The following is a 12,011-nucleotide window of genomic DNA, read 5'->3' as shown; positions in this document are numbered from 1 at the left end:
TCTCGCGCGTGCCCTCGCCAATCGGCTTGCGCGAGGGCCCATGCGTTAAAATCAGTGGCCGTAGATCGCCCGGATCGACATCGCGCCAATCTGGCCCCACTATAGCCTTCCAAGGCAAAATTCCGGGCAGGAGCCCCCTGTTTGAAAATCCTGCTGACCAATTTTCACTACGGCCGCGGCGGCGGCCATGACACCTATATCGGCGTCATTGCGCGGGGCCTCGCGAGCCGCCATCAGGTTTTCGTCGCCGCGCCCGCGACGAGCCGCCTTTACGCCCACGCGATGGCGATCCCGAACGTGAGCGCCCTCGCGCTCGAATTTCCCGCCAAGCTCAAGGACGTGCGCCGCATGGTGCCGGCCTGGCGGGCGCTGCGCGATCTGCTCGAACGCGAGCGCTTCGACATCGTGCACGTGAACGGCTCGCCCGATCACCGGCTCCTGATGTTCAGCATGATGGGGATGAAGGGCCCGCGCCCGCGCGTGGTGTGGACCAAGCACAATTCGATCGCGATCAAGCACGACTTCCTCACGCGGGTGCGGGCCACGCGCGCGACCGACGTCGTCATCGCCGTGTCGGATTCGACGGCGGATTTCGTCAATGACTCCGTCTACGGGGCCAAACCCGTCGCCGTGGTCAAGAACGGCGTGGACATCGACGCCTTCCAGCCCGCCAGCGCCGCCGACGTCGCCCAGGCGCGCGCCGCGCTGCTCGGCGAGTCGCAGGCCGGCAAGCTGGTGGTCGGCACGGTCACGGGCTTCGACTGGTACAAGGGCACCATGGACATGGTCGCCGCCGTCGCCGCCCTGCCCGCCGCCCAGCGCGAGCAGTTCGTGGTCCTCGTGGTCGGCGTCGAGCCGAACGAGGACCAGTGGCGCGAGATCGACGCGCTCGGCATGCGCGAGCAGGTGCGCGTGGCGGGCTTCGTCGAGGACGTGAAGTCGTATATCCGGGCCTTCGATATCGGCTTCGTGGTGTCGTACGCGATCGAGACGGTCTCGTTCGCCTGCCGCGAGATGATGGCCATGGGCAAGCCCGTGATCGTCACGCGCTACGCGGGCCTGCCCGAGAACATCGACGAGGGCACGGACGGCTGGATCGTGCCGCCGCACGATCCGTCCGCGCTCGCAACAGCGCTCGCGCAGATCCTCGCTCAGCGCGACGCGCTCGGCGCGATGGGCCGGCGCGCCCGCGCGAAGGCCGAACGCGAATTCTCGCTGAGGGACTTCATCGATCAGACGGAACAGGTGTATCTGCAACAACTGCCGAAGTCGCCACCCGCGGCGTCATAAACGCACGCACCCGGCCCCGCGCGCGCTGCGTTTCGAGGGCCCAACTACTATTATTTTGAACATGGCGAATCGGGTCATTCTTCTTCTCAACGGTTTTCCGAAGCCGCATGGCGGCCACGCGCCGTTCCACCCTGGCCACGAGTTGGCGCTAGCGACGGCATAAAGGAACCGACACCCATGCAATCGACGCTCTCCGGACAAAGCAGCCAGCCCATGCGGGCGCAATCCTGGCCCCTGCTGCTTGCACGGTTTTCGGCGGTGCTCGCGCTCGCGGCCGTGCCTCTTTCCACCGCGGGCGTGAATCTCGCGAGCGGGCTCGTGCTGCTCTTCGCCGCCTGCTCGCCCGAAGCCTGGCGCGGCCTGCGCAAGATCCGCGCGACGCCCACGAGCGTGGCCGCCATCGTGCTCTTCGTCGCGCTCTCGCTGAGCCTGCTCTATACGACCGCGACGATGAACGAAGCGGTCAACTTCCTGCTCAAGTACCGCAAGCTGCTGCTGCTCCCGGTTCTGTTCGTCGTGCTGCGCGGCGAAGGCGGCGCGAAGTGGGGAGGCGCCGCGATCTGGGCGCTGTTCGCCGCGCTCACGTTCGCCATGGTCCTCACCTACACCAACGCGTTCGGCTGGACCGCCGTGGGCCCGATGCACGGCACGCAAGGGCCGGTGAGCAAGCCGTGGGTGTTCAAGGATCACATTTCCGGCGGCCTGATGATGGCGTTCCTCGTCTGGCTCTCCATGGCGCTCGCCAAGCCCGTGACGAAGCCCGTGTGGCGCTGGCTGCTCTACCTCAACGCGCTCCTCGCGCTCGTGAACGTGCTGTTCGTGCTGCAAGGCCGCACAGGCCAGGTCGTCGCGCTGATCTATATCGCCGTGTTCGTCGTGTGGCAGCTCGTGCACCTGCGTTCCGCGCGCGCCGGGCGCATTCGTCTCGTTGCGACGCTTGCCTGCATCGTCGCGTGCATGGGGCTCGTGTATTACGCCTTCACGGCCAAGGACTCGCGTCTTGCCGACACGGGCCAGGAAATCACGAGCTACGAGAACAAGAACCAGGTCACCTCGGCGGGCGTGCGCCTCGAGTTCTATCGGCGCAGCGTCGAGCTGTTCGCCCATCGTCCGATTGCGGGCTATGGCGTGGGGAGTGTGCTGCCCGAGTTCGAGCGTCTCGCGAAAAACCAGACCGGCGGGCGCGCCGTGATGATCGGCAACCCGCACAACGAGTTCCTGCTGATGGCCGTGCAACTCGGCGTGATCGGCATCGCGCTCTTCGTCTGGCTGCTCGTCGCGCTGTACCGCGAATGCCGCCGGGTGGACCCGCTTGCGCGCAGCGTGATCTACGGCTACCTGCTCGCCTTCGTGGTCGGCTGCGCCGCGAACTCGCTGCTGCTCAACTTCACCGAAGGCAATCTGTTCATCCTGCTGAGCGGCATCCTGCTGTACAGCCGGCGCGTGGATGACAACCCGCTCGCGCGCTGAAGCGACGGTGCAGCGGACATGAAAAAGGCGGGCACGCGGCCCGCCTTTTTTTACGCCATGCGGCTTCAGCTCACGTTCAAGCCTCGCCTTGCTGATACTGGATGCGATGCAGGTGCGCATAAAGCCCCTGCTGCGCGAGCAGTTCGCGGTGGGTGCCGCGCTCGACAATGCGCCCCGCTTCCATCACGAGAATGCGGTCGGCCCGCTCGATGGTCGAGAGCCGGTGCGCGATCACGAGCGTCGTGCGGCCCTTCATCAACGTCTCCAGCGCGGCCTGCACGTGGCGCTCCGACTCGGAGTCGAGCGCGGAAGTGGCTTCGTCGAGAATCAGGATCGGCGCGTCCTTGTAGATCGCGCGCGCGATGGCCAGACGCTGACGCTGGCCGCCCGAGAGCTTCATGCCGTTGTCGCCCACCAGCGTATCCATGCCCTCCGGCAGCGCCGAGATCGTGTCCCACAGGTTCGCCGCGCGCAGCGCGTTCTCCACGCGGGTGTGGTCGGCCGTCTCGCCGTATGCAACGTTGTTCGCGACGGTGTCGTTAAAGAGCACGACGTCCTGGCTCACCATCGCGATCTGGCTGCGCAGCGCGTGAATGCCGTAGTCCGCGAGCGGCACGCCGTCCACCAGCACCTGGCCGTTCGTGGGATCGAAAAAGCGCGGCAACAGGTTCACGAGCGTCGTCTTGCCGCTGCCCGAGGGGCCCGCGAGCGCGACCATCTCGCCCGGCGCCACGCGCAACGTCACGCTGTCCAGAATCTTGCGCGCGCTTTCGCCATAACCGAACGACACGCCACGGAACTCGATCTCGCCGCGCGCGCGCTCCAGCGGCACACCGCCGCCGGCGGGTTCGGAGGGCTCGTCAATCAGGCCGAAGATCAGCTCGGCCGCCGTCACGCCGCGTTGCAGCGGCTGGTTCACGTCGATCAGGTGCTTGAGCGGCGAGATGATGAGCAGCATGGAGGTGACGAAGGCGACGAAGCCGCCCACCGTCGTCTGGTCGTGCGAAGCCTGCACGACGGCGATCGTCACGACGATGGCGAGCGCGATCGACGCGAGAAACTGCGTGAGCGGCTGGGCGAGACCGCCCGAGATCGTCATGCGCATCTGGTAGCCGCGCAGGCGCTTGCTGAGCGCCGTGAAGCGGTCCATCTCGTACTGCTCGCCGTTGTGCACCTTGACGACCTTGTAGCCGCCCACGGCCTCCTCGACGATGTACGACAGGTCGTTGGTGAGGATCTGGTGCTCGCGGTTCAGGCGCCGCAGCCGCCGGTTGATCTTGCTGACGAGCCAGCCGATGCCCGGCAGCAGCACGGCGACGATCAGCGTGAGGCGCCAGTTCAGGATGAACAGGTAGCCGAGCAGGAAGACCACCGTGAGCGAATCGCGCACGGCGGTGACGAGCACGCCGAGCAGCACGTTCAGGATCTGGTTGACCTCGAACACGATCGCGTTGATGACCGTGCTCGCCGTCTCGCGCTGGAAGAAGCCGACGCTCGCGTGGATCATGCGCTCGAACATCTTGAGACGCAGTTCCAGCAGGATGCGGTTCGACACGTACTGCAACAGGTAGCCGGACGCGTACTGCGCAAGGCCGCGCACGAGCGAGAGGCCGATCACGGCGGCCGGCACGATCCATTTGGCGGACGGACTGCCCTGGGTGCCGAAGCCGTGATCGAGCAGCGGCTTGAGGAGCGCCGGAATGCCGGCCTCGGTCGCGGCCACGAGCGCCAGCGTGAGGATGGCTCCGATCGACACCCCCAGGAGCGGCTTCAGATACGGCCAGAGACGCCGCAGGACCGACGTCGCACTCGACGTCGTCTCGGAGCCGATCGGCTTGCTAAGAGTGGACTGGAGGGGCTTCTCGCTCAAGGCATCCTCTGGAATAACGCGTTGTTGCTGCAACAATCGGGAAATGCGGACTCGATCAGGCGGCGCGCCGCCTGCCGGTGGGGTACCGCATTGTATATGGTCGGCGCCGCCGCTCGCCGGGTTCCGGGGCATGCGGCGCTGTGCGCTGTGTATACTTCTTGCCGGGCGCGGCGCAACGCGCCCCTCTTTCCCTATCAAAGGCGCATGAAAAACACCACGCTCGGCGTCGCCATCATCACGAAAAACGCCGCGTTGCGGCTCGCCCAATGCCTCGACGCCGTGGCCTTCGCCGACGACATCGTCGTGATCGACGGCGGCAGCACGGACGGCACCGCCGACATCGCCCGCGCACACGGCGCGCGCGTCATCGAAGAAACCGCGTGGCCCGGCTTCGGGCCGCAGAAGAACCTCGCGCTCGACGCGCTCGCCACCGACTGGGTGCTCTCGATCGACGCCGACGAAGTCGTCTCGCCCGAACTGGCCGCATCGATCCGCGCCGCGATCGCCGCGCCGCAAGCCGACGTCTACGCCGTGGACCGTCTGTCGAGCTTCTGCGGCACCTGGATTCGTCACAGCGGCTGGTACCCCGACTGGATTCCGCGCCTCTTCAAGCGCGGCCGCGCGCGCTTTTCCGACGACCTCGTCCACGAGCGCCTGGTGTTCGACGCCAGCGCGCAACGCCTCACCGGCAAGCTGCTGCACTACTCCTACGAGGATTTCGACGCGGTGCTGCGCAAGCTCGATGCCTATTCGGGCGCGGGCGCCCGGCAACGCGCGGCGAGCGGCAAGAGCGGCAGCTTCGGCAAGGCGGTGGTGCGCGGCGCGTGGGCGTTCGTGCGCACCTATGTGCTGCGCGCCGGCTTTCTCGACGGCCGCGCGGGCTTCCAGATTGCGGTGTTCAACGCGGAGACGGTGTACTACCGCTTCCTGAAACTCGCGCTGCTCAACGGAAAAGACGAAGGCAGCGCGAGACGCCCGGTGGGCGATCAGTAGACGATTTCGATCTCGCTGCCGGCGAACTCGCCGCGCAGCGCGGCGAGCAGATCGTCGGTGGGCTTGACGCGCCAGGCGTCGCCCAGACGCACTTCGCCTTCCGCGCGATCGTTGCGATAGGCGATCTGAACCGCGAGACCGTTGGGAATCACGGCTTGCGTGCGCTCGCCACGCTCGCGCCCGAAACCGCCGCGACCGCGCGTTTCCGTGGCCGGTGCCGGCAGCGAGTCGTCGGGCTTCGCGCGGTACGCTTCGAGCACCGTACGCAGCGCGCTCGCGTTGGCGTTGCCGTTCATCTGCACCTTCACGGCCTGCGCGTAGCGGCTGCGCGCACGTTCGAGATCCATCACGGTATCGACTGTGAAGCGGATGCCGCCCGTGAACGCGTCATTGCGCGCCCCGCCCTGCACGACGAGCAGCTCGTCTTCCTTGAAGAGCGCCTTGTGCGCCTCGTACTGCTCGTTGAACACCGTGACTTCGCACTGGCCGGTGCCGTCGTCGAGCAGCGCGATCAGCATCTTGCCGCGCTGGGTCATTTGCGTGCGCAACGAAGCGATCACACCCGCGACCAGCTTGTCGCGCCCTTCCTTCAGCTCGCCGATCTTCTGGCGCACGAAGCGGCGCACTTCGTCCTTGTACGCGTCGAACAGATGGCCCGAGAGATAGAAGCCGAGCGCGCCTTTCTCCTCCTGGAGCTTGCGCTTCTCGCCCCACGCGGGCTCGTCCACCAGTTCGTGCGCGGCGAGCGGCGCGTCGCCCATGTCGAAGAGGCCCGCCTGCATGGCGTTGGCGCTCGCCTGGTCGGCGGCTTCCATCGCCATGGGCACCGAAGCGAGCAACTGCGCGCGGTTTGCGTGAATCGTGTCGAACGCACCGGCGCGGATCATCGCTTCGATCGTGCGGCGGTTCACGAGACGACGGTCGATGCGCTCGCAGAAGTCGAACAGGTCCTTGAACAGGCCGCCTTCTTCACGCGCGCGCAAGATCTCTTCGATGGCGTTCTGGCCGCTGCCCTTGATCGCGCCCAGACCATAACGGATCGTGCGCGAGCGCTTGCCTTCGGCCACATGGGCGTCGGCGACCGGCTCGAAGCGGTACGCCGAAGCGTTCACGTCCGGCGGCAGCACGACCATCTTGTTGGTCAGGCAGTCCTCGAAGAGGATCTTCACCTTGTCGGTGTCGTCCATGGCCAGCGACATATTCGCCGCCATGAATTCGGCCGGATGGTGCGCCTTGAGCCACGCCGTGTGATACGCGAGCAAGGCATACGCGGCCGCGTGCGACTTGTTGAAGCCGTAGCCCGCGAACTTTTCCATCAAGTCGAAGGTTTCGTCGGCCTTCTCGCGCGTGAGGCCGTTCTTCGCCGCACCTTCCGCGAAAATCTCGCGGTGCTTGGCCATTTCCTCGGGCTTCTTCTTGCCCATCGCGCGGCGCAGCAAGTCGGCGCCGCCGAGCGAGTAGCCGCCGATGATCTGCGCCATCTGCATCACCTGCTCCTGGTAGACCATGATGCCGTAGGTCTCTTTCAGAACAGGTTCGACGCGCGGATCGGGATACTCCACCACTTCGCGGCCGTGCTTACGCGCGCAGAAGCTCGGAATCAGGTCCATCGGGCCCGGACGATACAACGCCACGAGCGCGATGATGTCCTCGAAGCGGTCGGGCTGCGCGTCCTTGAGCATGCCTTGCATGCCGCGGCTTTCCAGCTGGAACACGGCGACCGTATTCGCTTTCTTGAGGATCTGGAACGACGGCGCGTCGTCGAGCGGCACCTCGGCAAGCGACCAGTCTTTCTTCGACGGATCGAGCATGCGGATATAGCGCTCGGCCCAGTCGAGAATCGTGAGCGTGGTCAGACCCAGAAAGTCGAACTTCACGAGGCCGACGGCTTCCACGTCGTCCTTGTCGTACTGGCTCACGACGCCGCTTTCGTCGCCCTGCGTGTAGAGAGGACAGAAGTCGGTGAGCTTGCCCGGCGCGATCAGCACCCCGCCCGCGTGCATGCCCACATTTCGCGTGAGACCTTCCACGAGCTGCGCGAGGTCGAGCAGCTGGTGCACTTCGTCTTCGTTGTCGTAGCGCTCTTGCAGGAGCGGCTCTTCCTTCATCGCGTCGGCGATGGTGACGTGCTTGCCCGGCTTGAACGGAATGAGCTTCGCCACGCCGTCGGTAAAGTTGTAGCCGAGATCGAGCACGCGGCCGATGTCGCGCACGGCCGCCTTCGCGGCCATCGTGCCGAAGGTGGCGATCTGCGAAACCGCGTCGGCGCCGTACTTCTCCTTCACGTACTGAATGACGCGGTCGCGCCCGTGCTGGCAGAAGTCGATGTCGAAGTCGGGCATCGAGACGCGTTCCGGATTCAGGAAGCGCTCGAACAGCAGGTTGTAGCGCAGCGGATCGAGGTCGGTAATGCCGAGCGCGTACGCGACCAGCGAGCCCGCGCCCGAACCCCGGCCCGGTCCAACCGGCACGCCGTTGTTTTTCGCCCAGTTGATGAAGTCCGCAACGATCAGGAAGTACCCGGGGAAGCCCATCTTGATGATGGTCCCGCACTCGAAATCCAGACGCTCGTTGTAGCGCGCGCGCTCCTGCTCGCGTTCGGCTTCTTCCGGATACAACTGCACGAGGCGCTTTTCGAGGCCTTCCTTCGAAAGCTGCACGAGGTAGTCGTCGAGCGACATGCCGTCGGGCGTCGGAAAGAGCGGCAGCTTGGGCTTGCCGAGTTCGAGCGTGAGGTTGCAACGCTTGGCGATTTCGATGGTGTTCGTGATCGCCGAGGGAATGTCCGCGAAAAGCGCGGCCATTTCCGCCTGGGTGCGAAAACGCTGATCGGTCGTGAAGCGCTTCTGGCGACGCGGATTCGCGAGGATATCGCCCTCCGAGATACACACGCGCGCTTCGTGCGCGGTGTATTCCTCGTCGGTCATGAACTGCATGGGGTGCGTGGCGACCACGGGCAGCTTCAGCTCCGACGCAAGCGCCACCGCCTGCTCGACATACGGTTCGCCACCGGGCTGGCCGCAGCGTTGCAGCTCGATGTAGTAAGCGTTCGGGAACAGCTTCGTCCAGCGCTGCGCATGACGCTTCGCGCTTTCGGCATTGCCCGCCGCGAGCGCGAGGCCCACGTCGCCTTGCTGCGCGCCCGAGATCGCGAGCAGGCCCTCGGCGAGCCCGGCTTCGAGCCATGCGACGTCCACTTCCGCGCGACCGCGATACTGGTTCGTGAGCCACGCCTTGGACAGCAGCTCGCACAGATTCAGGTAGCCACGCTTGTCTTTCACGAGCAGCAAAAGACGCGAAGGCTTGTCGCGGTCGTCGGGATTCATGATCCAGACGTCGCAACCGGCAATGGGTTTGACCCCTTTGCCACGGGCTTCCGTGTAGAAACGAACGAGGCCGAACGCGTTGCCGAGGTCGGTGAGTGCGAGCGCGCCCTGGCCGTCTTTGGCGGCCGCCTTGACGAGGTCGTCGAGGCGCACGATGCCGTCGGCAATCGAGAATTCGGAGTGGACGCGGAGATGGACGAAGCGGGGATCTGACATGGGCGTCATTGTACCTCCAGGACCACGCGATTTTCGGCGCACGCCGGCAGCGAGGCGCGACGTTGGCCGGGGCGGCCTGACCGATCTGGGCAACGATTGTGCAAGCGCAGGGGCGCCGCGGGGTGCGGCAACTTCGCCGCAGGGGGCGCTGGCGCGATTGAGGGATAATAGCGGATTGCGCCCGTCGCGCGCCCTGCCCCCATTCCCGCTTTCGGGGAACCGGCAGCCGGCACGCCCGGCTCCGGTTTTCACGCGCGTCCAGCGCGTTTTATCAGTTGCACCATGCGTATCCTCAATCTCTCCACCTACCAGTTCGCCACGCTCGACAAGACCGCCGAGTGGCGCCCGCACGTGCTCGAGCGCTGCCAGGCGCTCGACTTGCGGGGCACGATCCTGCTCGCGCCGGAAGGCATCAATCTGTTCGTCGCCGGCGACGAACCGAACGTGCGCGAGTTCATGGAATACATGCGCACCGATCCGCTCTTCGAGGGCAAGTTCGCGACGCTGCCGTTCAAGGAAAGCTTTTCCGAAACGCGGCCCTTCAACCGTATGCTCGTGCGCCTGAAGCGCGAGATCATCACGATGAAGAAGCCCGCGATCCGCCCCGAGGAAGGCCGCGCGCCGTCGGTCGCGCCGGTCGTGCTCAAGGAATGGCTCGACCGCGGCTTCGACGACGCGGGCCGCCCCGTTGTGATGCTCGACACGCGCAACACGTTCGAAGTGGACGTCGGCACGTTCGACAAGGCGCTCGATTACCGCATCACCAAGTTCAGCGAATTCCCCGGCGTGATCGAAGCGAACCGCGCCGATCTCGAAGGCAAGACGGTCGTGTCGTTCTGCACGGGCGGCATTCGCTGCGAAAAGGCCGCGATCCACATGAAGGAAGTGGGCATCGAGCACGTCTACCAGCTCGAAGGCGGCATTCTCAAGTATTTCGAGGAAGTGGGCGGCGCGCACTACAACGGCGACTGCTTCGTGTTCGACCAGCGCACCGCGCTGAACCCGCAGCTCGAACCGACCGACACCGTGCAGTGCTTCGCATGCCGCGCCGTGGTCACGCCCGCCGAGCAGGCTTCGCCGCTCTACGTCGTGGGCAAGAGCTGCCCGGCGTGTCATCCCGAGCGCGCGGGCACGGCAGCGGCTGCCCCGGCGCAGGCGGCGTAAAACACGCGTGAGGCACGCTTGAGCGCAACGTCTGCCGCGTATCGCGGGCGCTTTGCGCCCTCGCCTACCGGACCGCTGCATTTCGGCTCGCTCGTCTCGGCGCTCGCGAGTTGGCTCGACGCGCGCGCGCACGACGGCGCGTGGCTCGTACGCATGGAAGACATCGACGGGCCGCGCACCGTGCCGGGCGCAGCCGAGGATATTTTCGCGACGCTTGCGGCCTTCGGCTTTCACGCCGACGAGCCGCCCGCATGGCAGAGCCGTTGCATCGACGTGTATCGTGCGGCGCTCGACCGCCTGATCGCCTCGGGCCACGTCTACCCTTGCGGCTGCACGCGCAAGGAAATTGCCGACTCGCAACTCCATGCGCACCGGCGCAACACCACGCTGATCTATCCGGGCACCTGCCGCGACGGTTTGCACGGCAAGCCCGCGCGCGCCTGGCGCCTGCGCGTGCCCGACGATGCTCCCGCGAGCGCGGAAAATCCCGCGCTGATCCGCTTCGACGACCGCTGGCAAGGTCCGCAGCAGCAGGATCTCGCGACCGAAGTCGGCGACTTCGTGCTGCTGCGCGCGGATGGCCAGTGGGCGTACCAGCTCGCGGTGGTCGTGGACGACGCCGCGCAAGGCATCACGCACGTGGTGCGCGGCGCGGACCTGCTCGACTCGACGGCGCGGCAGATCTGGCTCCAGCAGTGCCTCGGCGCGCCGACGTCTGCGTACATGCACGTGCCGGTCGTGACCAACGAGGACGGGGAAAAGCTGTCGAAGCAGACGGGCGCGCAGGCGCTCGATGCCTCACGCCCGCTCGAAGCGCTGACGGCCGGCGCGCGCCATCTGGGCCTCGACCTGCACGATCCGGCGCCCGCGACGCTCGAAGCATTCCAGGCCGACGCGATCGACGCGTGGAAGCGGCGGCTCGCGCAGTTGCACGCACTGGCTTGAGCGCGACGCCTGTCTGACGCGGACGTTGCGCAGGATACGAAATCCGGGAATAACGGCGAGAAGTCGCCGCAGAAATGACAAAGGGCGCCGAAGCGCCCTTTCGCAGCGCGGCTGGCTTGTCATCGCCGTGTTGCCGCACTGGCTTCTTCGACGCCGGAGCGGAAGAAGTCTCGGAGGTACCTCTTGCGAGGCACGAGCCGACTATATCACGACTTCTAATGCTTCACGTTTGCGCTAAAGCAGCAATTCCTCTCTGTGAGGGGCGGGCAAGTCTTCAAGACCCAGCGCGTATCTCACTCCTCGTTGAATCGCGAGGTAGTCGTCCCGTGAAACGGACAAGGTCGAATGATAGACCGCGCGCCCGCCTCGTCGAGAGCGAGTTCTGTAAAAGTTCACTCTGGCGAGGGATACCGTGTACACCATATCGCACTTCGCCCAGACTTCCAGCATTGGGCTTTCGTCCGGATGCGGATTGCGGTTCAACTTGTGATGGCACGCCAGCGACCGCTCCGGCCGTGTGGTCGAAAGGGGCACCACGGTCAGCAGTCTGTCACTCGTCCTGCTCTTTGCGAGCACGACCACCGACCGGATCTTCACCATCTCGGGCTGGACAAAGCCGGTGTAATCGCATGTGACCACAGCACGGTGTCTGGGCAGGAATTTCAGACCAACGGCGTTCTCTTTCATGTATTTCCGTGTGGTTGCTCAAGCCGAAGAATTCATGCCCCATATCGCCC

At 65.7% G+C, this 12,011-nt stretch carries 8 protein-coding genes; 5 read left to right on the top strand and 3 right to left on the bottom strand.

Annotated features, from left to right (window positions below; all coding sequences use genetic code 11):
* Window positions 1-141 precede the first annotated feature (141 nt).
* Both C7402_RS32980 and C7402_RS32975 read left to right on the top strand, forming a co-directional pair.
* Complete coding sequence (locus C7402_RS32980) at window positions 142-1,290, top strand: glycosyltransferase family 4 protein (RefSeq protein ID WP_112174310.1); 1,149 nt, start codon at window positions 142-144, stop codon at window positions 1,288-1,290.
* 177 nt (window positions 1,291-1,467) lie between these two features.
* Complete coding sequence (locus C7402_RS32975) at window positions 1,468-2,760, top strand: O-antigen ligase family protein (RefSeq protein WP_208949052.1); 1,293 nt, start codon at window positions 1,468-1,470, stop codon at window positions 2,758-2,760.
* A 76-nt stretch (window positions 2,761-2,836) separates the two neighbouring features.
* Here C7402_RS32975 and msbA read toward each other — a convergent pair whose 3' ends face one another.
* The gene (msbA, locus tag C7402_RS32970) at window positions 2,837-4,630 is read right to left on the bottom strand and encodes a lipid A export permease/ATP-binding protein MsbA (RefSeq protein WP_112174312.1); all 1,794 of its coding nucleotides are present in this window, start codon (window positions 4,628-4,630) and stop codon (window positions 2,837-2,839) included.
* Window positions 4,631-4,834: 204 nt separating this feature from the next.
* On the opposite strand from msbA, the gene C7402_RS32965 reads away from it, so the two are divergent.
* Window positions 4,835-5,623 carry a glycosyltransferase family 2 protein gene (locus C7402_RS32965; RefSeq protein WP_116613642.1) on the top strand — a complete coding sequence of 263 codons (789 nt, stop codon included), beginning with the start codon at window positions 4,835-4,837 and terminating at the stop codon, window positions 5,621-5,623.
* Here the strand turns inward: C7402_RS32965 and dnaE are convergent.
* Entirely contained in the window at window positions 5,617-9,174 is a 3,558-nt protein-coding gene (gene dnaE / locus C7402_RS32960) for a DNA polymerase III subunit alpha (RefSeq protein WP_116613641.1), read from the bottom strand. The genes C7402_RS32965 and dnaE overlap by 7 nt on opposite strands.
* Before the next feature lie 273 nt (window positions 9,175-9,447).
* On the opposite strand from dnaE, the gene C7402_RS32955 reads away from it, so the two are divergent.
* Window positions 9,448-10,329, top strand: a complete 882-nt coding sequence (locus C7402_RS32955) for a sulfurtransferase (protein ID WP_116613640.1) — start codon at window positions 9,448-9,450, stop codon at window positions 10,327-10,329.
* Between the two features lie 18 nt (window positions 10,330-10,347).
* On the top strand, window positions 10,348-11,274 hold the full coding sequence (gluQRS, locus tag C7402_RS32950; protein ID WP_116613639.1) for a tRNA glutamyl-Q(34) synthetase GluQRS: 927 nt from the start codon (window positions 10,348-10,350) through the stop codon (window positions 11,272-11,274).
* 234 nt (window positions 11,275-11,508) lie between these two features.
* Here gluQRS and C7402_RS32945 read toward each other — a convergent pair whose 3' ends face one another.
* On the bottom strand, window positions 11,509-11,961 hold the full coding sequence (locus C7402_RS32945; RefSeq protein ID WP_116613638.1) for a type II toxin-antitoxin system PemK/MazF family toxin: 453 nt from the start codon (window positions 11,959-11,961) through the stop codon (window positions 11,509-11,511).
* Window positions 11,962-12,011 lie beyond the last annotated feature (50 nt).

The organism is Paraburkholderia unamae (assembly GCF_003096875.1).
Taxonomy (GTDB): Bacteria; Pseudomonadota; Gammaproteobacteria; order Burkholderiales; family Burkholderiaceae; genus Paraburkholderia; species Paraburkholderia unamae.
Note: the sequence above shows the minus strand (reverse complement) of the source record. Positions and strands in the feature narration are given on the sequence as shown.

Coding starts and splice junctions, on each gene's coding strand:
- dnaE (WP_116613641.1), bottom strand. CDS start 9,174: ATGACGCCCATGTCAGATCCCCGCTTCGTCCATCTCCGCGTCCACTCC.
- C7402_RS32955 (WP_116613640.1), top strand. CDS start 9,448: ATGCGTATCCTCAATCTCTCCACCTACCAGTTCGCCACGCTCGACAAG.
- C7402_RS32945 (WP_116613638.1), bottom strand. CDS start 11,961: ATGAAAGAGAACGCCGTTGGTCTGAAATTCCTGCCCAGACACCGTGCT.
- C7402_RS32965 (WP_116613642.1), top strand. CDS start 4,835: ATGAAAAACACCACGCTCGGCGTCGCCATCATCACGAAAAACGCCGCG.
- C7402_RS32975 (WP_208949052.1), top strand. CDS start 1,468: ATGCAATCGACGCTCTCCGGACAAAGCAGCCAGCCCATGCGGGCGCAA.